Genomic DNA, 20,902 nt, shown 5'->3' with positions numbered 1-20,902 from the left:
TGAATCTTAATTATTTAACGTAAGTGAACGCCGTAGTGACGTGTTTAACACCGCTTACGCCAGCCGCAATACCTGCCGCCGATTTACCTTCATCCTGAGTGACCAGACCCAGCAGGAAGACTTCACCGTTTTCAGTGGTGACTTTAACGTTAGAAGATTTCACCGAATCGCTGGTCAGCAACTGAGAGCGAACCTTGGTGGTGATCCACGTATCCGTTGATGCCGTGCCCATACTGACCGGCGTGCCTGTACGGATCTCGTTATACACTTCTGTCGCACCGTCTACACCCACAGCAATCTGTTTGGCGCGTGCGGCCATGTCAGGTGTTGGTGTCTGACCGGTCAGCAGGACTTTACCCTGATAGGCAGTAGCCACAATACGGGCTTCATCTTTCAGCTGTTTGTCTTTACTGATAGCGTTGGAAACACGGGCTTCCAGAGTGCTGTCATCAACCTGAGTACCCACGGTACGCGGGTCAGTGGTGGTTTTGGTGGCCACGCCAGCCACGCCAACCACAGCTGCGGCGACACAGCCTTGTAAAAGAAGGGCGCTTAACAATACAGCAAAGAGAGGACTCGCCTTCATTGGATCTCCTTAATCGTCCTGGTGTGGGAACAGCGTATTATCTATCAGGTCACAGAGGCAGTTTACTGTGAGCATATGCATTTCCTGAATACGGGCACTGCGATGAGAGGGAATACGAATCTCAACATCGTGCGGGCCCAGTAAACCTGCCAGTTCGCCGCCGTCATAACCCGTCAAAGCGACAATCGTCATATCGCGGGTTACCGCTGCTTCAACGGCTTTGACAATATCACGGCTGTTGCCGCGGGTCGAAATAGCCAGCAGAACATCACCCGCCTGACCTAAGGCGCGCACCTGTTTGGCATAGATTTCTTCATGCAGACGATCGTTAGCAATCGCGGTCAGCACAATGTTATCTGCACATAGTGAGATTGCAGGAAGGCTCGGACGTTCAGTTTCAAAACGATTAATCAGACTGGCGGAAAAATGCTGAGCATTTGCCGCAGAAGTGCCGTTACCGCAGCACAGAATCTTATTGCCGTTGAGCAGCGATTGCACCAGCGTCATCGCGGCGCGGGAAATCGCGTCAGGCAAGGCTTCTGCCGCGGCAATCTGAGTTTGGATACTTTCGGTAAAGCAGACTTTGATTCTATCCAGCACGGGTTTTCGTCCAGTCAGTCGTCGTAATATTTATTCCGCATTGAATGCATCACGCAGCCATTCTATCTGGCTACCGGTGATGGCTAATACATCAAAACGGCAAGATGATGTGTCAAAGCTTGCATTCTTTCCTGCAAGCCAGAAAGACGCCGCGCGTAACAGGCGCTGCTGTTTTTGAACTGTCACGCTGGCCGCCGCGCCGCCATAATCAGCGTTACGCCGGTAGCGGACTTCTACAAACACCCACGTTTGCTGGTCACGCATGATCAGGTCAATTTCGCCTGCGCGGCAGGCCACGTTGGCGGCCACGAAGATTAACCCGGCTCTTTCAAGATAACGACGGGCAAAGGCTTCGTACTTATCGCCACATGCCCGCGTCTTCGACAAAAAATTGTTCATCAGTACTTCCTTGTACCTGTCATGGCTGAGCGTTCCCGTTTCAGCGGCGCGGTCTGGCTTCTCTTATGAAGAAACCGGCACCAGCGAACCCTGGCGGTATTGCAGCCACGGCAGTTTGCGATGGATAACGCAATTCTCATTGGCGCTCAGGTCGCCGGTGCTGCCGGAAACCTGGAAGCCAGGCAATGTGCGCATCTGCGAGAAATGATTCGCCAGATTCCAGGCATCAATCCCCATCGCGTAGAGGCGAACCAGCGAGTAGTCGTTACCGAATTTCGCGGTGGCCTGCTGCATCAGCGCCGGGTTGCCACCCGCCAGCAATGGAATATCGCTGAACTGAACGCCTTCCATTTCCAGACGATAGTCCGGGCCAGCACCGGCCTGATAGCTGCGGGAACTGGCGTAAACGGAAGGATGCACTCGGCCATTAACGGCCAGATCCAGCATCGGTTTAATCAGTGTCAGTTCACTCTGCGTTGCCACAACGTAAACGGAATCCACTGCACCGCCTGAGCTGCCCTGAGTAATCTGCGCATCGGTTGGCGGAGCCGGGATAGTGATCCCGCCAATGGTGACGCCCTGCGATTGTGCCGGTGCGGCAGCATCGGTCGCGATAACCGGAGTACCGGTCAGGCGGATACCGCTGCCGATAGAGGAACGTAATTCACCGGCAGAACCGAGGCCCTGTTTCAGCACAGTCTGGCCGCCCAGTTTTTGCCATTCATTAGCAAAAGCCTGCGCGATACGGTCACCAAAGTTGCCACGTGGAACCAGCAACAGCGGCATACGTTTTTGTTCAGCCCACATGTGGCGCGCGGCATCCTGCGCTTCATCTTCCGGCGAGAGCGCAAAGTAACAGATATTCGGGCTGTTTTTCTCAGTTTCTGGCTGATTAAGCGCTAAAACATTCAGCGGAGTCTGATCTGAAGAGAGTTCGTTGACCTGATCTTTGAGCAGCGGGCCGACAACCAGCGTGGCACCATCCTGCTGAGCCTGTGTCAGAAGCGCGGCCAGAGGCTGACCGTTGGTGTCATACACTTTCACCTGCGCATTGCTGCTGGCGACAGGCGCTGTCACTGCTGGCGTTGCAGCAGGCTGTGCCTGAGTGGGATCGGTTTGCGGCTGGCTGGCATCCGGTGCCGAAGTACTCACCGCCGCGTTCGGGTCTGCCGGTGACGGCGTCTGCGCATTCGGATCAGCAGGCGCCGCTTGCGGTGCAGGCTGGCTTAGCTGACCGTTCATTGCCGCGCTGAAACCTTGCGAAATCGCATTCCCGTAAACCTGCGCCGGGCCGCTCATCGGCAGGAAAAGTGCAATTTTACCGGTAGAAGCGGGCTGGAAGCTCAGCACATTATTCAGCTGCGTAGGCAGAGTTTTCGCTGCCGGATTCACCGGATAACGGCGCTGCCAGTCTTTGATTCCGGCTTTCAGCAGATCAGGATCTTGCTTGTTGCTCTGCCAGACACTCAGTAAATCCAGCCATCCCTGCAGGGTATTTTCATCGGCATTAATGACAATGCTGTTGACGTCCTGCGCGGACATTTGCGTCAGCGCGGTCCAGGTCTCGTCAATGTTGTCCTGATGCAGTTTGCCCTGCACCAGCGGTTCCTGAGCGATATATGCGCGGATCAGCCCGAGGCTGGTGCGTCCCTGGCTAGCATCGATTTGCGCCTGATAATAACGCGCTTTTTGATCGTTGGTCAGATTACCCGGGTCTATCTGGCTCAGACTGGTGGCAGCGGCCTGGTAATTTTTCTGGGCTACCTGCACTTCCGCGCTGGTCAGTTGCTGTTCGCGGGTTTGTGCAGCGGTCAGATTTTGCGGCACTTTGGCCAGTTGTTCCGCCGCCTGAGGCACTTTGCCTTCACGTATCAGGGCACGCACTGCAAGCAATTGCCAGTCAGCCTTGTTATCATCACCGCTTTGCTGTGCCTGTTGCAGATAATAGTCAGAGCTGCCGGACGCTGCACCCTGGACACTTTCAGTGGGTGCTTGTGGCGCCTGACCGGAACAGCTGGCGAGAAGCATCGCCACAATAATGGCAGGGAGTAAACGTCCCGAACGGGTACGAAAGGTCATTGAGGAAGGCATTCAGTTTCCAGTGATGTTTTTTCAAGATGCTCAATATTAAATCGGCAATCCGGATGAAACAATGAATCAAGACGATCAAGCAGATATTTCTGCCTCAACGCTGTATATCGTACCGACGCCAATTGGCAATTTAGGGGATATAACCCAACGCGCGCTGGCCGTACTGAACAGTGTAGATTTGATTGCCGCAGAAGACACCCGCCACACCGGATTGCTGCTGCACCATTTCGCGATCACCGCCAAAATGTTCCCGCTGCATGATCATAATGAACAGCAGAAAGCCGAGCATTTACTGGCAAAATTGCAGGAAGGACAGACCATCGCGCTGGTTTCCGATGCCGGTACGCCGCTGATCAATGACCCCGGCTATCACCTGGTGCGTCGTTGTCGTGAAGCGGGTATTCGCGTGGTGCCGTTACCGGGCGCCTGTGCGGCGATCACCGCATTATGCGCCGCGGGTTTGCCTTCCGACCGTTTCTGTTACGAAGGATTTCTGCCGGCTAAAACCAAATCACGAAAAGATACGTTGCAGGCGTTAATCGAAGAACCGAGAACGCTGATTTTCTACGAATCGACTCACCGCCTGCTCGACAGCTTACAGGATATGGTGGAAGTGTGGGGGCCGCAGCGTTATGTGGTGCTGGCGCGTGAGCTGACCAAAACCTGGGAAAATATTCACGGTGCGCCGGTGGGCGAACTGCTGGCCTGGGTACAGGAAGTGGAAACACGCCGGCGTGGTGAAATGGTGTTGATTGTTGAAGGTCATAAAATCGATACCGAAGCCTTACCTGCAGAAGCGTTACGCACGCTGGCGCTGTTGCAAAAAGAATTGCCACTGAAAAAAGCTGCCGCGCTGGCCGCGGAAATCCACGGCGTGAAGAAGAATGCGTTGTATAAATACGCGCTTGATGAGCAAGAGGGTGACAAATAGGGCGTAATACCCTATTATCCGCCGCGGAGTTGACCAGACAGTCGCCGCTTCTTTGCCGTCCCTTTCGGGGGAGACAGAAGGAGGGGAGGAAAGTCCGGGCTCCATAGGGCAGGGTGCCAGGTAACGCCTGGGAAGCGCGAGCTTACGACAAGTGCAACAGAGAGCAAACCGCCGATGGCCCGCGCAAGCGGGATCAGGTAAGGGTGAAAGGGTGCGGTAAGAGCGCACCGCGCGGCTGGCAACAGTTCGTGGCATGGTAAACTCCACCCGGAGCAAGGCCAAATAGGGGTTCACATGGTACGGCCCGTACTGAACCCGGGTAGGCTGCTTGAGCCAGTGAGCGATTGCTGGCCTAGACGAATGACTGTCCACGACAGAACCCGGCTTAACGGTCAACTCCCTCGTCAAAAGAAACGCCGCGCAGAGTAATCTGCGCGGCGTTTCGCCTTTCTGACATCCATAAAAATTCACACCGGCATATCAATCAGCAATGCCCGCAACGGGGTAATGGCGGAAACGGTCAGGCTGTTTTCCTGATGGATAAATGCGCCATCGCCACAGGCCAGCTTTTGCAGTTCGCGGCTGACCGAACCCTGTGCATCTATCTGCCCGTGAATCGACTGCAGATAGGCACGTGGTCCGCGTACCGGCAGCGTGATTTGTTCACCCGCCCCTAAATCCAGATGATGGATCCAGACATTTTGCCGCAATTGCAGGCTGCCATTTCCCCCGTCCGGTGAGGCCAGCAGGAAATGCGTGGTGCCCGGCAGCGTCATTTTCTGCGTGAGCGGATTTTCATGCTCAGGGCAGGCATCAAGCCATAACTGCATCCGCGTCAGCGGCTGACTGGCGCTGGTATTCAGTTCGCTGTAACTGACATTAGGCTGTGTCGATAATAATGCCGCTTCACCGGCCTGTGCCCGGATACTGTTGCCTGCGCTGTCGCGATATTCCGCCGAACCCTGCAGGACGATATTCAGGACATCTACCCGCGGATAGGTGCGCGGCTGGAAACTGGCACCCGGCGCCAGCACTTCCTGATTCAGAACGCGCAGTGACGCATAGCCCATGAGTTTCGGGTCAAAGTAATGGCCAAAGGAAAATGTATACCGTGCCTGGAGCCAGCCAAAGTCAGCGGTACCGCACTCTTTTGCCGTTCTGCTGGTGATCATGGCGGTCGCCTCTCTTAAAAATTTCGATGTATAAATGGTAAGCGTCTGGACGTGCGATTGTTAGCCAGTTAATCTGGTCGCTATATTCAAATTTCCTGAAAGAGAAGAGAATGGCTAAGGATCGCGCACTCACACTGGAAGCCTTACGGGTCATGGATGCGATTGACCGCCGGGGCAGTTTTGCCGCTGCCGCCGACGAGCTGGGCCGCGTGCCGTCTGCATTGAGCTATACCATGCAGAAACTGGAAGAAGAGCTGGATGTGGTGCTGTTTGACCGTTCAGGTCATCGGACAAAATTCACCAATGTTGGCCGTATGTTGCTAGAGCGCGGGCGTGTTTTGCTGGAAGCGGCCGATAAACTGACCGTCGATGCCGAAGCCTTAGCGCGCGGCTGGGAAACGCACATCACCATCGTGTGTGAGGCATTATCGCCTGCTGCGCAGTTATTCCCGCTGATTGAAAAGCTGGCGCTGAAAGCCAATACGCAGGTTTCGCTGATAACCGAAGTGCTGGCCGGTGCGTGGGAGCGTCTGGAGCAGGGGCGTGCAGATATCGTCATTGCGCCCGATATGCATTTCCGTTCCTCCACTGAAATCAACAGCCGCAAACTGTACAAACTGGTTAGCGTGTATGTGGCTGCGCCGGATCACCCGATCCATCAGGAAGCCGAGCCGTTATCTGATGTCAGCCGGGTGAAATACCGCGGTATTGCGGTAGCTGATACCGCCCGTGAGCGGCCTGTGCTCACCGTTCAGTTGCTCGATAAACAACAGCGGCTGACGGTCAGTACGATTGAAGAAAAACGTAAGGCGCTGCTGGCAGGATTAGGCGTGGCGACGATGCCTTATCCGATGGTCGAAAAAGACATCGAGGAAGGGCGTCTGCGGGTGGTCAGCGCGGAATATAACCGTGAGACGGATATCATCATGGCGTGGCGTCGTGACAGTATGGGTGAGGCAAAAGCCTGGTTCCTGCGTGAAATTCCTAAATTACTGGCGACGCGGGAAGCTAAGTAAACTCGCCTTCCCCTTGTAAAAGGGGAAGGCGCTAAAAGATTAGAAGCGTTTGTCGCGGCCGTGCTCAGATTCTAAATCCTGTGCCGGTCCGGTCGAAATAATCCCGTAAGGATTGATGGTCGCGTGGCTGCGGTAATAGTGATTACGGATGTGTGCAAAATCCACCGTGTCACGAATGCCCGGCATCTGGTAGATATCGCGCAGGAAACCATACAAATTCGGGTAATCGCTGATTCGGTGACGGTCGCACTTAAAGTGCGTGACATATACCGGATCAAAGCGCACCAGCGTGGTCCACAAACGGAGATCGGCTTCAGTTAGCTGGTTACCCGTCAGATAACGGTGTTTGCTCAGCAGTTCCTCGGCACGGTCCAGCGCTGCGAATACACCGTCAACCGCTTCATCGTAAGCACCCTGAGAAGTCGCAAAACCCGCCTTATAAACGCCATTATTGATTTGCGGATAGACCCACTCATTAATCTCATCAATCGCCGGGCGTAACGACGGCGGATAATAATCCCCGGCTTTTGCGCCTACTGCATCAAACGCGCTGTTAAACATGCGGATGATATCAGCGGATTCGTTACTGACGATGGTTTGCTGTTTTTTATCCCACAGAATAGGCACGGTGACGCGACCGGTGTAATCGTTCTGCGCCCGCAGATAGATTTCATAGGCGTAATTGAGATGATACAAATCATCGCCGGTTGCCGCCGGGAAATCACTGCCGAAAGTCCAGCCATGTTCCAGCATCAGCGGATGAACGACAGAAACCGGAATAATATCTTCCAGCCCTTTCAGCGTACGCATCAATAATGTGCGGTGCGCCCACGGACAGGCCAGTGAAACATACAGATGGTAGCGGTCGCGTTCTGCGGCAAAGCCACCCACACCATGCTCACCCGGCGTGCCATCCGGCGTTATCCAGTTACGAAACTGTGCTGCTGAACGTTTGAAATGACCCCCGGTCGACTTGGTGTCGTACCAGGTGTCCTGCCAAACGCCATTCACTAGTTGTCCCATATTTCCTCCAATAAATGTGAAAAAGGGCGAGGTGATAAATCACATCGCCCTGCAGGTTATTTTTTTGTCTTATTTAATTATAGCTTGGTTGTTGCTCCCTGGTGCCGGGGCAATTACCAGTTTTTCTTGATCAGGCGGTCGATGCTGAATGCGCCCGGGCCGGATGCGAACAGTACGAAGAAACCACCGGCGATGGACAGGTTTTTCATGAACATCATCTGGTTCACGCCTTGTGCGAAATCAGTGTGGAAGATCAGAGCAGTCAGAATGGTGAAGATTGCAGTGATCAGCGCCGTAGTACGGGTGAAGAAACCAAACAGAATTGCCAGACCGCCGCCAAACTCCAACAGGATGGTCAGTGGCAGGAAGAAGCTTGGCACGCCCATAGAAGTCATGTAACCCGCAGTCGCAGTGTAACCGTTAATTTTGCCCCAGCCTGCAACGATAAACAGGATTGGCATCAGAATACGTGCAACCAGCAAAGCCGTGTCTTGTAACTTGTTCATTTTCTACTCCAGATTAATATGCCCAAGGCGGGCTAAAATGTTACCGGTCCGGTCAGAAAATGTTTCATGCCGTTACCGCATCAGTTGATGACGAGATAATAAGTCGGATGGTTACGCTTTGTTAGCAAGTAAAACTGTTGGAATGCTTCAAATAAATTGAACAGCTGAGAGATTGTTATTCAAAAAGAAAAGGGCTGATTGTTTTCCAATCAGCCCTTTTTACAAGAGGAGGTTGCGGCTATTTGTTGCCGATGGTTTTGCGGAACAACCTGACGGTGCCCCAGATACCAAAAGCACGCCGTGACCAGCGGACGACCGCACTGGGGTGGCGGATGCCGTAAACAGCCAGCAGGCTTGAGCCCACGACCAGATATTTACGCATATCTACCAGTTTTACCCAGTAATGATCCACTTTCGCGGTTGCCTCGAGCCAGTCAGAACCGGCCTGAGAAAGCTCGCCACGCTGACGCTCAATTTTGCGCAGCAGTCTGACTTTTTCGATAGCGCGGTCCGGAATACTCATTGCTCGTCATCCTTTTCCAGCAGGGCACGATCAACGTCCAGCTGCTTGCGGGTGAGGCTGAGCAGGGTGGAACGTTTGGCTTTCGCCAGCGTCATCGCGCCGAGGATCACTGCCAAAAGCAGTAATACGCCGGTTGTCGTCGCTATCGCCGTAAGACGATAGGCTGGATCGATGGCCCAGAATAAAACCACCAGCAAACTCATAAGACCAAAAGCGGTAAAAATCAGGGTAATACCGGCCATGAGCAGCAATTGGAAAATATTGGCCTTTTCCTCTTCCAGCTCTACAACAGCCAGTCTGACACGTGTTTCAACGATACTCACCACGACAGTGGCGACACGGGAAACGATGTCAAACAACCCTTTACCGGGTCCCTGTGGTGCGGGTTTGATTGGCTCTGCCATAATTAGCGGCGGGCTAACAGAACGCCGATGACAACGCCGACTGCGGCACCAATACCGACGCCAGTCCAGGGTTTTTCATGTACGTAATCGTCGGCTTTGCCGGCAATTTCTTTGGTCTGATAGGCAATCTTATCGCCCGTATCACTCAGACGTTCGCGGGTATCTTTGAGCAGAGATTCTGCTTTTCCACGCAGTTTATCGAGTTCAGCTTTCGGCTTATCGGTAGAGGTCTGGAGAACTTCTTCCAGGGTGTCCGCCAATGACTTGAGTTCAGCGCGCAGTTGTTCTGATGTATTACTAGCCATGTGTAAGTCACTCCATACGTTAACTGATTCGAACTTTTAACATAGCGGATATTCGGGTGATCGCAAATGCGAATAATCTGTTAAGACCCACAGAAACCCTGAAAAATCCGCTATATCGCGTTAAATCGAACTCCGGAAATCGACTCTGCCAGAGAACTTATTTGCCTTCAGCTTCTTTCAGTTCAGACTTCGCTTCATCCAGTTTCTGCTGTTTTTTGATGACTTTGTCGTGGTCGCCTTTAGCCTGAGCTTCTTTCAGCTCCTGCTCACGTTCCGCGACTTTTTCACGTTTTTCTTCAATACGTTTTTGCTTATCAGCTTGCAGACCGGCATCCGTACAATGTGCTTTATTCTCGCGCAGCGCTTTCTCCAGACCATCGACACGGTTCTGATTATTGTGCGCGCGGGCTTCGTCGATTTGCTTTTGGATTTCGTGTTGCTTGGTCACGCAGCTTTCCGGCTGAGACGCTGCAAAACTTGACGTGGTGAACAATAAGGCCGGGGCTAAAACGAGGGCGGTTAATGTCAGTTTCATCTTGTCGCTTCCTTTTGATGGATAAGTGAGTGTGGCACTTAATTCCCTAAATTATTAGTTGAGTGAATAACTGGCTTTGAATGATATCACCGCTGAATGAACGGTGATATCAGATGAATCCCCCTTGTGTCGCCAGGGAGATTATCCAAGTTTCAGATGGTCGCGATCCAGTTTATGTAGCCACGCTTTTGCGGTCGGTTGTTCATAATACTGAATCATAAATCCCGGCGGCAGAATGTCCTGTAAAGCTTCTTCTGCCAGTTTTCGCTGAGATGCAGAATCAAGCTGTACCACCAGCCCGTCATTGAGCGGCGTAATGCTCTTGATATGGATGCCGCGCTGACTGAGGCTCTGGTAAACATAAAAACCGTCAGGCAGCGATGTCCCGGTTCTGGCGGGACGGATTTGCAGCGCGCTGGCAGGAGCCGGCAGGCGCGATAATGCCAGCCCGAACATGGCCACGATTGCCACTAACATGAGCATCCCCGGCCAGAAAAATGACCGGCTTTTCAGCCTCTGGCTCATGATGCGCTTTTACCTTTGTTCTGGCGGTCTGCATGTTTTTTCCGCCACAACACCCAGATTGACCCCACCAGTCCGCCGATCAGTAACAGTACAGGCAAGAGCATCAGGCAGTTCATGACCTGATCCTCATATTTCAGGAACAGCGGAGTTTTACCGAGGAAATACCCCAGCGAGGTCAGGATCAGGATCCACAATAGTCCGCTGACCCAGTTGAAGAACTGAAAACGGCTGTTGCTCAGGCCGGACAGACCGGCAATTGTTGGCAGGAGTGTGCGGACAAATGCCAGAAAACGACCCACTAACAGCGCCGAAAGACCGTGTTTGTGGAAAAGTGCATGTGCGCGTTCGTGATAATGCACAGGGAGATGTGCCAGCCAGCTTTGTACTATTCGCGTATTTCCCAGCCATTTTCCCTGTGCGTAACTTAGCCAGCAGCCCAGACTGGCGGCACTGGTGAGCAGGAAAATCGTTAACGGGAAATTCATGGCGTCTTTGGCAATCAATACACCGACCAGGATCAGGAGGCTGTCACCGGGCAAAAAAGCCGCAGGAAGCAGGCCGTTTTCCAGAAAAATGATCATGAATAAAATCAGGTACAGCGCCCAGACCAGAGAAGGGTCCGCGAGGGTTTTATAATCTTGTTGCCAGAGGGCATCGATGAGCGAGCTGATAATTTCCATCTGTCTTGTGAAACTCCATCATTTTCAGTGAGTCAGCAAAAGCATCAGCGGAGAAATTGTCTCGACGCTGCCTGCCGGGCTGATAGGGTAGCCAAGTCCCTGGCTGGTTCTTTGTTTCTGAAACCGTTGTTTCTGATGCTGTTATTTTTGATGCCATTGTATTTACGCGTCATTTTGCTTTCTGAAACGTAGCTCAAACGGGTAAAAAAAGTGGTCTAACTGTAACAAAATACCAATAACTCAGACAGGTAAATATAGCGCGTTGAGACCGATCATTTAAGTCTGAAGCACGTTTGGGAAAGGGTTTTACATTGGCTGACACTACTCGACAGTGTCTGACAGGTTTGGCGGGAGAGGGAGCAGAAAGCGTAAAACGGCAGGTTGGGGGAATTAACCTGCCTCAAAGGGAATTATTTGGTGTTCAGCAAAGGGGGATCGAGATGAACGACCGGGTTTTCTGAGTACAGATAACGGTCTACATTGAACTCAAAATCATCACTGGTCGCGCGGAAAAGCATTTGTTTGGTGTTTTCCAGATGCTGCCACATCGCCAGTTTTGCCGCATGCGGATCACGGCGGATCAGCGCTTTGAGGATCAGGTCATGATCCTCGCACCAGCTTTCAATCGATTTCTCATCGATGTGCTCATGCAGTTTGCGCCAGTAAGGGTTGTGCAACCGCTGGCTCCACATCTTCTCAACAATGGTCGCCAGTGCGCTGTTTTGCGTCGCCTGTGCAACCTGCACGTGAAATTTCAAATCCCATTCTGAATCACGAAAACGATCTTCCTGACGCGCATGCTCCTGAATTTCCATCAGACGCATGATGTCTTGTTTCGTCACCTGGGTCGCAGCGAATTCAGCGATGTTACTTTCGATCAGCTGACGTGCCTGCAAAAGCTCAAACGGACCGGAAGTGCCAAACTCACTCCCACAATCAGGCACCACCAGATGGCGCTGCTGGTTTGACATAACATGGATGCCCGACCCTTTACGCACTTCCACGTAACCTTCTACTTCGAGCATGATAATCGCTTCACGCACCACGGTGCGGCTGACATCCATTTCATCGGAAATCAGACGTTCGGCCGGTAACTTCTCGCCAACCGGATACAAACCCGTTTCAATCCGTTCCTTGAGCGTGGCAGCCAGTTGTTGGTATAGGCGTCTGGTGTCTGTGGATTCCATATGAGTGCTCTTTAAAGTAGTGAAACCTGTAAGAAGTAAGTGTCGGACAGACCTGTGAACTTATTATACAAGTACCAGTATACGATTTACGAAAGGCTGTTGCACCGTGCATTGGACAGAAAGGTTTTGGAGAAATTTCAGAAAACAGCAAAGCCCGGTAAAAGAGCTACCGGGCTTTCATTCTGTGGATCAGGCTTTTGCGGTTTTAAGTGCAGCCGGAGCCACTTCTGCAGCGGAACGGTTTTGCAGAACGGTCCAGATGATGATGGCGCCGAGCAGGTCGAAGACCGCAAGTGCCGCAAACAGCGGGCTAAAACCAATGGTATCGGCCAGCGCACCCACCACCAGGGCAAACATGGTACTCGCCATCCAGGCTGCCATCCCGGTCAGACCGTTGGCAGTCGCCACTTCGTTACGACCGAACACGTCAGAGGACAAGGTGATCAGCGCACCGGACAGAGACTGGTGAGCAAATCCACCGACACACAGTAAAGCGATAGCGGCGTAAGGGCTGGTGAACAGGCCGATCATGCCCGGGCCAATCATCAGAACCGCACCCATGGTCACGACCATTTTACGGGAGACGATCAGGTTAACTTTGAAGTACTTCTGGAATAACGGTGGCAGATAACCGCCGAGGATACAGCCGAGGTCAGCGAACAGCATCGGCATCCAGGCAAACATCGCGATTTCTTTCAGGTTAAAACCATACACTTTGAACATGAACAGCGGGATCCAGGCGTTGAAAGTCCCCCAGGCCGGTTCAGCCAGGAAACGTGGCAGCGCGATACCCCAGAACTGGCGGTTACGCAGGATCTGCCAGGCAGACATTTTCTTGCCGTTGTCGGTCTGGTGCTGTGCTTCCTGACCTTCCAGAATGTAGTCACGTTCTTCAGGGCTGAGTTTTTTCTGATCTTTGGGATGCTTGTAGAACACCAGCCAGCTCAGAGCCCAGATCATGCTTAACGCGCCGGTAATGATGAAGGCCAGCTGCCAGCTGTGCATCACGATGCACCAGACGACCAGGGGTGGCGCAATCATCCCGCCGATTGATGACCCGACGTTAAAGTAGCCGACGGCAATAGAACGTTCTTTAGCCGGGAACCATTCGCTGCTGGCTTTCAGGCCGGCAGGGATCATCGCGGCTTCCGCCATACCCACGGCACCGCGGGCGATAGCCAGACCACCCCAGCTGCTGGCCAGTGCAGTCGCCATACAGAACACGGCCCACATAATGGCAAACATCGCGTAACCGACTTTGGTGCCCATCACGTCAAGAACGTAACCGGCCACCGGCTGCATCAGCGTATAGCAGGCGGAATAGGCGGCGATAATATAAGAATATTGCTGTGTGCTGATGTTCAACTGGCTCATCAGCGTAGGTGCTGCGGCGGCAATGGCGTTACGTGTCAGATAACCGAGGATCGTGCCGCATGTAACCAGCGCGATCATGTACCAGCGTAACCCTTTAATCTTAGCCATTTAACTCTCTCCCAGTAAATAATCCGGCGATGACAGCGACAGGCTGTCAGGGCGTATTTCGCACCACCTCAGTAAGCGTGGGGTTCTGGCTTTCCTTAACGTTTTCCGGGTATCACGCCGCCAGAAGATTTCACTGGGAGCTGCCCGATGCTTTTACGCACTGCGTTATTGTTATTTGTGCGTAATGATCCGATGAACGTCCTGGACACCAGAATGAATTCTTCGCCATGGTCTGATTGAGCCCGGGAAGTGATTTGCCCGGGCAACAGCGAAAGGACGTGGCAGGTAATCTCTGACGCTCTTGTCCGGGCGAAGCAAAGATAACTTGTCATACAGATTTAAAATTTGAATGACATCACAAAACCACATTTATATTGTGTGGTTACTTAACTTTTTTAACTTCACGGTTATTTACTTGATTTTACAATGGAAAGTGTATTTTGTTTGATGAGGCTCACATTTTTCAGCGGGTGGGTTAACAAAGATGAAAGAATTATAGAAACGTAATTGGTGTGACAACTTTACGAAATGATCACATTTAATCTGAACAGTAAATGAACAGGATTATTTGTTCGCAAATGACTGATAAAGTGACTTACTGTTGTGAAAATCGATGATAAAGGCATGAGCAGCGAGCTGGCGGGGCGATATCAAGCGCAATGGTAAAAACGGGCAGGGATAAATAATACGTCTGAGCCGTTTTGTTACATTTGGTACGAATTAACTTGTCATACAGATTTAAAGTTTGAGTGACATCACAAAATGACACTCTGATTGTGAGGATAATAGGTAACAGTGGTTTAAAGCTTCAACATTATTATTTAACAGAGAGTTAGTGTGTTTTTATGGTCTCAGATCGCTGGCTTCTGCGGGTGTAACTCCCTAAAAAGAGCTGGACGACAATCTAAATTGGTGTGATAACTTCGCACCATTGAGTGATAACTCTACAGAATTCATGATGAGGAACCTAAGATGGCGCAGTTTTTAACGGAAGACTTCCTTCTCGACACAGAATTCGCACGTCGCCTGTATCACGACTACGCGAAAGATGAGCCAATTTTTGACTACCACTGCCATTTGCCGCCTGAGCTGATTGCGCAGGACTACAAATTTAAAAACCTGTATGACATTTGGCTGAAAGGTGATCACTACAAATGGCGCGCGATGCGTACCAACGGTGTGCCTGAGCGTATGTGTACCGGCGATGCCAGCGACCGCGAGAAGTTTGACGCCTGGGCTGCGACGGTTCCTCACACTATCGGTAACCCGCTGTACCACTGGACGCACCTCGAGCTGCGCCGTCCGTTCGGTATCACCGGCAAACTGCTTTCTCCGTCTACCGCAGGCGAAATCTGGGAACGCGGTAATGAGCTGCTGGCGCAGGATAACTTCTCTGCACGCGGCATAATGAAACAGATGAATGTGAAAATGGTCGGTACGACGGACGATCCGATCGACTCTCTGGAACACCATAAAGCGGTCGCACAAGATTCAGGCTTTGATATCAAAGTGCTGCCAAGCTGGCGTCCGGATAAAGCCTTCAACATTGAAGCGGCCACCTTCGCTGATTACATGAAAAAGCTGGAAGCGGCGGCAGATGTTTCCATTACCCGTTTCAGCGACCTGCGTGATGCCCTGAAAAAACGTATGGATCACTTTGCCGCGCACGGTTGCAAAGTGTCTGATCACGCGCTTGACGTAGTGGTTTACGGTGAGGCGGATGACGCCACGCTGGACGGCATTCTGTCCCGTCGCCTGAACGGTGAAACGCCGACAGCGCAGGAAATTGCCCAGTTCAAAACAGGCGTTCTGCTGTATCTGGCTTCTGAATATCAGCGTCGTGAATGGGTACAGCAGTATCACATTGGCGCGCTGCGTAATAACAACACCCGTATGTTCCAGCTGATTGGCGCAGACGTGGGTTTCGACTCTATTAACGACCAGCCGCTGGCAGAACCACTGTCCAAACTGCTGGGTGCACAGGGTCTGGCCGGTGGCCTGCCAAAAACTATTCTGTACTGTCTGAACCCGCGTGATAACGAAGTGATCGGCACCATGGTCGGTAACTTCCAGGGCGAAGGGATGCCGGGCAAAATGCAGTTCGGTTCCGGCTGGTGGTTTAATGACCAGAAAGACGGCATGCAGCGTCAGATGACACAGCTGGCCAATCTGGGCTTACTGAGCCGCTTCGTCGGCATGCTGACCGACAGTCGCAGTTTCCTGTCTTATACGCGTCATGAATATTTCCGTCGCATCCTGTGCCAGATGATTGGTCGCTGGGTTGAAGATGGCGAAGCGCCGGCAGACATCGAACTGCTTGGCAATATGGTGAAAAACATCTGCTTCGATAACGCCAAACAGTATTTCCAGATTGAGCTGAACTGATCTGCATAAATTAAGAAGCAACACAACGGGGCGCAGGTTCCTGCGCTCCGCAATAAACACATAAATAACAAAAATTTATCCCAACAGAGAACGACGGCCATGGGGCATTTATCCTGCCCTCAAAGACCGGAGTCTGAGCAAATTAAGGTGAATGTGAGATGCAAAGGTTAAATCGCCGTGACTTCCCTGGCCGTCAGCACCCGGACAAAATTATTCAATTTGGTGAAGGTAACTTCCTGCGGGCGTTTGTTGACTGGCAAATCGATCTGCTGAACGAACACACCGATCTCGATGCCGGTATCGTGGTTGTCCGCCCGATTGACACCGACTTTCCGCCATCGCTGAGCACACAAGATGGTCTGTATACCACCATCATCAGCGGCCTGAACGAACAGGGTGAAACGGTGCGTGATACCCGCATCATCCGCTCTGTTAACCGCGAAATTAATATCTATCATCAGTTTGATGAATATCTGGCGCTGGCCCGCGACCCGAATATCCGCTTCATGTTCTCTAACACTACCGAAGCCGGTATCAGCTTTGTCGAGAGCGATCGTCTGGAAGATGCGCCTCCGGCCAGTTTCCCGGCCAAACTGACCCGTTTACTGTTCGAGCGTTTCACCCATTTCGACGGTGCGGCTGATAAAGGCTGGGTTCTGCTGCCGTGCGAACTGATTGATTACAACGGCGAAGCATTGCGGGAACTTGTGCTGCGTTACGCACAACTTTGGGCGCTTCCGGCAGCATTTACGCTGTGGCTGGAAAACAGCAATACTTTCTGCTCCACGCTGGTTGACCGCATCGTGACCGGTTATCCGCGCAGCGAAGTCGATAGCCTGCAGGAAGAACTGGGCTATCAGGACAGCTTCTTTGACAGCGCTGAACACTTCTATCTGTTTGTCATACAGGGGCCAAAGAGTCTGGCTCAGGAACTGCGTCTGGACAAACTGCCGCTGAATATCCGCCTGGTTGATGACATCAAACCGTATAAAGAACGCAAAGTGGCGATCCTTAATGGTGCGCACACCGCGCTGGTGCCGGTCGCCTTCCTGGCAGGGTTGAACACCGTCGGTGAATCGATGAATGACGCGCAGATCAGCCGCTTTGTCGAACTGGCCATCGCCGAGGAAATCTCGCCGGTGCTTGATTTGCCACAGGATGAACTGACGTCCTTCGCGCAGGCGGTGCTTAGTCGCTTCCGCAATCCGTTCATTCAGCATCAGCTGTTGTCGATTGCCCTGAACGGTATGACCAAATACCGCACGCGCATTTTGCCGCAGCTGCTGGCGAGCCAGGAAAAGAATCAGCTTCTGCCTCCGCGCCTGACCTTTGCGCTGGCGGCGTTACTAGCGTTTTACCGGGGTGAGCGTAACGGTGAAATGTATCCGCTACAGGATGATGCCCACTGGCTGAGCCGTTTCTCCGGACTGTGGAGTGATGTGCGTAACGGCAGCCTGCCGTTAATCGGCCTGGTGGAAACCGTGCTGGCAGATGAAGAACACTGGGGACGTGACCTGAATACCGTGCCGGGTCTGACGGTGAAAGTGACCGAGCAATTGCAGGCGATTGAAGATCGCGGCATGCGTGATGCGTTGGCGGCTTACAGCTAAGAGAGCAACTATGCAAAGTATCATTCAAATTCATACCGCTGATAACGTCGCTGTGGCTTTGCGCGATATCGACGCAGGCGAACAAGTTGAAGCGGGCGGATATTCCGTGGTTCTGGCTCAGCCTGTGGCGCGTGGTCACAAATTTGCCCTGCGCCCGATTGCGGCCGGGGAAAATATTGTGAAATACGGCCTGCCGATTGGCCATGCGCTGGCCGCAATCGAACCGGGTGTGCATATCCATTCACAAAACGGTAAAACTAATCTCAACGATCTGGATGAATACCAGTATCAGCCGGATTTCGCCACCGTGCCGGAACAGATGGCGGATCGCGATGTGCAGATCTTCCGTCGTAAGAACGGTCAGGTTGGGATCCGTAACGAACTGTGGCTGATCCCAACCGTTGGTTGCGTCAATGGTATTGCACGTCAGATCCAGTCACGTTTCCTGAAAGAAACCAATGATGCGGAAGGCATCGACGGCGTTTACCTGTTCACGCATCCGTTTGGTTGCTCGCAACTGGGCGACGACCATGTGAACACCCGCACCATGCTGCAAAACATGGTGCGTCACCCGAATGCGGGTGCGGTGCTGGTGATCGGCCTGGGTTGTGAAAACAATCAGGTGGACGTATTCCGTGACACGCTCGGCGACGTTGACGAAGAACGCGTGCGTTTTATGACGTTGCAAAAATTCGACGACGAAGTGGAAGCCGGTCTGGAACGTCTGCGCGAACTGTATGCTGTGATGCGTGACGATAAACGCGTTCCGGGCAAACTCAGCGAACTGAAATTTGGTCTGGAATGCGGCGGTTCTGACGGTCTGTCGGGTATCACCGCGAACCCGCTGCTGGGGCGTTTCTCTGATTACGTGATCGCCAACGGCGGCACTTCCGTGCTGACCGAAGTGCCGGAAATGTTTGGTGCGGAACGTATTCTGATGAGCCGTTGCCGCGATGAAGGCACGTTTGAGAAAACGGTTCACATGGTGAATGATTTCAAACAGTATTTCATCGAGCATAACCAGCCGATTTACGAGAACCCGTCTCCGGGTAACAAAGCCGGGGGTATCACTACGCTGGAAGAGAAATCCCTGGGCTGCACGCAGAAAGCCGGTCAAAGCCCGGTGATGGACGTGCTGAAATACGGCGAACGCCTGACCACGCCGGGCCTGAACCTGCTGAGTGCGCCGGGTAACGACGCTGTTGCGACCAGTGCGCTGGCGGGCGCCGGTTGTCACATGGTGCTGTTCAGTACCGGACGCGGCACACCTTACGGCGGTTTTGTCCCGACGGTAAAACTGGCCACCAACAGCGAACTGGCGGCGAAAAAACCGCACTGGATCGATTTCGATGCCGGGCAACTGATCCACGATGTGAGTATGGATCATCTGCTGGGTGAGTTTGTTGACTTGATCGTGGCGATCGCTGATGGCCGCAAAGCCAAAAACGAAATCAATGATTTCCGGGAATTAGCGATTTTCAAAAGCGGCGTCACATTGTAACCGGTTGGGTTTATCGTTAGGATGAAACGGCGTTTCAGTTATGGAACGCCGTTTGCTTTTGCAGCGTAAGAATCCCACGTATGAGACTCCTGACAAATGACGTATTACTGGTTGGCTCAGTCAGTTGGTGTTGTGGCCTTTATGGTCGGCATCACGATGTTTTTCAACCGAAGCGACCGCCGCTTTAAACAACAACTTTCTGCCTACAGCGCCATTATCGGCGTGCATTTTCTGATGATGGGTGCAGCACCGGCGGGCATGAGCGCGTTGCTTAACTCACTGCGCACGCTGATTTCCCTGCGTACCCGTAACCAGTGGATTATGGTGGTTTTCATCGTCCTGACGCTGGTATTAGGGCTTAGTCGCGCCCACCACTGGGTGGAATTATTGCCGGTCGGCGCAACGGTCGTCAGTACCTGGGCGCTGTTTCGCACCAGCGGGCTGACCACGCGCTGCATTATGTGGTGCTCAACCTGCTGTTGGGTGGCGCACAACATCTGGCTTGGTTCGATTGGCGGATCGCTTATCGAAGGCAGTTTTCTGGTGATGAACGGTTTTAACATCATCCGTTTCCGCCGCCTGCAACTGCGTGGTATCGATCCGTTTGAGGTCGAGAAAAAGATTGTTCAGAAGATGGATGAAAATAAAGCAGCGGAGTGAGATATCACTCCGCCAGAAGCGGATTTACTCGTCCAGTTTCAGCGGCGGCAGCTGGCCGAAAATGCTCAGCAAGCCTTCGCCCCAGCCTTTACGGATCATGTCGAAATACGGATGCGTTTCTGTGATCCGGTGCTGTTGCGCGGCGCTGAAACTGTCTGTCGGATAGGTCAGTACATCCAGCGGCAGACCGACGGAAAGATTACTTCTCAGCGTCGAATCCATCGAAATCAGCGCACATTGCATCGCCTGATCCAGCGCCGTGTCGTAACTCAGCACCCGGTCAATAATCGGCTTGCCGTACTTACTTTCGCCAATCTGGAAATACGGCGTGTCGTGCGTGGCTTCGATGAAATTCCCTTGCGGATAAATGTGAAACAGCCGCAGACCTTCCCCTTTTATCTGACCACCGAGCAGCAGATTACAGCTGAAATCGGTATTCCCGCCCTGATTCGCGCCGCTGTCGCGGGCAATCACTTCCCGTACCGTTTCACCCAGCAGGCTGGCGGCATCGTACAGCGACTTCACGTTCAGCAGGTTTTCCCGCTCATCGTCTGAGCAGCGGCGATGCAGCAGACTGATAATGCTCTGTGTGGTCGCCAGATTTCCGGCGCTCTGAATAACCAGCACGCGTTCATCGCTTTGATGAAAAACATGCAGTTTACGGAAGGTGGAAATATGATCCACTCCGGCATTGGTGCGTGAGTCTGAAACAAACACCAGGCCTGAGGACAAGCGCATGGCCACACAGTAAGTCATAAAAAATCTTCCTCAGGCGTCAGGT

Annotated in this window: 22 protein-coding genes and 1 other RNA gene; 7 read left to right on the top strand and 16 right to left on the bottom strand. The window is 52.6% G+C overall.

The window, feature by feature from the left end; all coding sequences use genetic code 11:
• Positions 1-10 precede the first annotated feature (10 nt).
• The 4 genes from dolP to J1784_RS12820 form a co-directional block, all read right to left on the bottom strand.
• The gene (gene dolP, locus J1784_RS12835) at positions 11-586 is read right to left on the bottom strand and encodes a division/outer membrane stress-associated lipid-binding lipoprotein (RefSeq protein ID WP_217149554.1); all 576 of its coding nucleotides are present in this window, start codon (positions 584-586) and stop codon (positions 11-13) included.
• 9 nt (positions 587-595) lie between these two features.
• Positions 596-1,186, bottom strand: a complete 591-nt coding sequence (gene diaA / locus J1784_RS12830) for a DnaA initiator-associating protein DiaA (protein WP_013577230.1) — start codon at positions 1,184-1,186, stop codon at positions 596-598.
• A 30-nt stretch (positions 1,187-1,216) separates the two neighbouring features.
• The gene (locus J1784_RS12825) at positions 1,217-1,585 is read right to left on the bottom strand and encodes a YraN family protein (RefSeq protein ID WP_217149553.1); all 369 of its coding nucleotides are present in this window, start codon (positions 1,583-1,585) and stop codon (positions 1,217-1,219) included.
• A 63-nt stretch (positions 1,586-1,648) separates the two neighbouring features.
• The gene (locus tag J1784_RS12820; protein WP_217149552.1) at positions 1,649-3,676 is read right to left on the bottom strand and encodes a penicillin-binding protein activator; all 2,028 of its coding nucleotides are present in this window, start codon (positions 3,674-3,676) and stop codon (positions 1,649-1,651) included.
• Between the two features lie 61 nt (positions 3,677-3,737).
• On the opposite strand from J1784_RS12820, the gene rsmI reads away from it, so the two are divergent.
• Both rsmI and rnpB read left to right on the top strand, forming a co-directional pair.
• Positions 3,738-4,607 (top strand): 16S rRNA (cytidine(1402)-2'-O)-methyltransferase, encoded by an 870-nt coding sequence (gene rsmI / locus J1784_RS12815; protein ID WP_120508384.1) that lies wholly within the window; start codon positions 3,738-3,740, stop codon positions 4,605-4,607.
• Between the two features lie 25 nt (positions 4,608-4,632).
• Positions 4,633-5,011, top strand: an RNA gene (gene rnpB, locus J1784_RS12810) — RNase P RNA component class A.
• A 63-nt stretch (positions 5,012-5,074) separates the two neighbouring features.
• Here rnpB and J1784_RS12805 read toward each other — a convergent pair.
• Positions 5,075-5,779, bottom strand: a complete 705-nt coding sequence (locus J1784_RS12805; RefSeq protein WP_217149551.1) for a pirin family protein — start codon at positions 5,777-5,779, stop codon at positions 5,075-5,077.
• A gap of 110 nt (positions 5,780-5,889) precedes the next feature.
• Between J1784_RS12805 and J1784_RS12800 the strand changes: the two genes are divergently transcribed.
• Positions 5,890-6,795 carry a LysR family transcriptional regulator gene (locus J1784_RS12800; protein ID WP_152327312.1) on the top strand — a complete coding sequence of 302 codons (906 nt, stop codon included), beginning with the start codon at positions 5,890-5,892 and terminating at the stop codon, positions 6,793-6,795.
• Between the two features lie 39 nt (positions 6,796-6,834).
• On the opposite strand, the gene J1784_RS12795 is transcribed toward J1784_RS12800, so the two are convergent.
• The 10 genes from J1784_RS12795 to J1784_RS12750 form a co-directional block, all read right to left on the bottom strand.
• Complete coding sequence (locus tag J1784_RS12795) at positions 6,835-7,818, bottom strand: glutathione S-transferase family protein (protein WP_217149550.1); 984 nt, start codon at positions 7,816-7,818, stop codon at positions 6,835-6,837.
• A gap of 113 nt (positions 7,819-7,931) precedes the next feature.
• Positions 7,932-8,324 carry a DoxX family protein gene (locus J1784_RS12790; protein ID WP_112288087.1) on the bottom strand — a complete coding sequence of 131 codons (393 nt, stop codon included), beginning with the start codon at positions 8,322-8,324 and terminating at the stop codon, positions 7,932-7,934.
• A 238-nt stretch (positions 8,325-8,562) separates the two neighbouring features.
• Positions 8,563-8,847, bottom strand: a complete 285-nt coding sequence (locus J1784_RS12785) for a YqjK-like family protein (RefSeq protein WP_113876740.1) — start codon at positions 8,845-8,847, stop codon at positions 8,563-8,565.
• Positions 8,844-9,251: a phage holin family protein gene (locus J1784_RS12780; RefSeq protein WP_217149549.1), complete on the bottom strand. Its 408-nt coding sequence runs from the start codon at positions 9,249-9,251 to the stop codon at positions 8,844-8,846. Before J1784_RS12780 ends, J1784_RS12785 begins: the two co-directional genes overlap by 4 nt.
• Positions 9,252-9,253: 2 nt before the next feature.
• Positions 9,254-9,556 carry an ElaB/YgaM/YqjD family protein gene (locus tag J1784_RS12775; RefSeq protein ID WP_013577208.1) on the bottom strand — a complete coding sequence of 101 codons (303 nt, stop codon included), beginning with the start codon at positions 9,554-9,556 and terminating at the stop codon, positions 9,254-9,256.
• 157 nt (positions 9,557-9,713) lie between these two features.
• On the bottom strand, positions 9,714-10,091 hold the full coding sequence (locus J1784_RS12770) for a DUF1090 domain-containing protein (protein WP_217149548.1): 378 nt from the start codon (positions 10,089-10,091) through the stop codon (positions 9,714-9,716).
• 141 nt (positions 10,092-10,232) lie between these two features.
• Positions 10,233-10,616, bottom strand: coding sequence for an EnvZ/OmpR regulon moderator MzrA (gene mzrA, locus J1784_RS12765; RefSeq protein WP_217149547.1), 384 nt, complete (start codon positions 10,614-10,616; stop codon positions 10,233-10,235).
• On the bottom strand, positions 10,613-11,296 hold the full coding sequence (locus tag J1784_RS12760) for a DedA family protein (protein ID WP_217149546.1): 684 nt from the start codon (positions 11,294-11,296) through the stop codon (positions 10,613-10,615). The genes mzrA and J1784_RS12760 overlap by 4 nt, the downstream gene beginning before the upstream one ends.
• A gap of 410 nt (positions 11,297-11,706) precedes the next feature.
• Positions 11,707-12,483, bottom strand: a complete 777-nt coding sequence (gene exuR / locus J1784_RS12755; RefSeq protein WP_112288093.1) for a transcriptional regulator ExuR — start codon at positions 12,481-12,483, stop codon at positions 11,707-11,709.
• A gap of 189 nt (positions 12,484-12,672) precedes the next feature.
• Positions 12,673-13,965, bottom strand: coding sequence for an MFS transporter (locus tag J1784_RS12750; protein ID WP_217149545.1), 1,293 nt, complete (start codon positions 13,963-13,965; stop codon positions 12,673-12,675).
• 972 nt (positions 13,966-14,937) lie between these two features.
• Here J1784_RS12750 and uxaC point away from each other — a divergent pair.
• The 4 genes from uxaC to J1784_RS12730 all read left to right on the top strand — a co-directional run bounded on the left by uxaC (position 14,938) and on the right by J1784_RS12730 (position 20,121).
• On the top strand, positions 14,938-16,350 hold the full coding sequence (uxaC, locus tag J1784_RS12745) for a glucuronate isomerase (RefSeq protein WP_217149544.1): 1,413 nt from the start codon (positions 14,938-14,940) through the stop codon (positions 16,348-16,350).
• A gap of 158 nt (positions 16,351-16,508) precedes the next feature.
• Positions 16,509-17,960: a tagaturonate reductase gene (locus tag J1784_RS12740; protein ID WP_217149543.1), complete on the top strand. Its 1,452-nt coding sequence runs from the start codon at positions 16,509-16,511 to the stop codon at positions 17,958-17,960.
• Between the two features lie 10 nt (positions 17,961-17,970).
• On the top strand, positions 17,971-19,461 hold the full coding sequence (locus J1784_RS12735; RefSeq protein WP_217149542.1) for a UxaA family hydrolase: 1,491 nt from the start codon (positions 17,971-17,973) through the stop codon (positions 19,459-19,461).
• A 96-nt stretch (positions 19,462-19,557) separates the two neighbouring features.
• Positions 19,558-20,121 carry a YgjV family protein gene (locus tag J1784_RS12730; protein ID WP_217149541.1) on the top strand — a complete coding sequence of 188 codons (564 nt, stop codon included), beginning with the start codon at positions 19,558-19,560 and terminating at the stop codon, positions 20,119-20,121.
• A gap of 24 nt (positions 20,122-20,145) precedes the next feature.
• On the opposite strand, the gene J1784_RS12725 is transcribed toward J1784_RS12730, so the two are convergent.
• A complete protein-coding gene (locus tag J1784_RS12725; protein ID WP_217149540.1) occupies positions 20,146-20,877 on the bottom strand; it encodes a proteasome-type protease in 732 nt (243 codons plus the stop codon).
• Between the last annotated feature and the right edge of the window lie 25 nt (positions 20,878-20,902).

Origin of the sequence: Rahnella ecdela (assembly GCF_019049625.1) — a bacterium.
Taxonomy (GTDB): domain Bacteria; phylum Pseudomonadota; class Gammaproteobacteria; order Enterobacterales; family Enterobacteriaceae; genus Rahnella; species Rahnella ecdela.
Note: the sequence above shows the minus strand (reverse complement) of the source record. Positions and strands in the feature narration are given on the sequence as shown.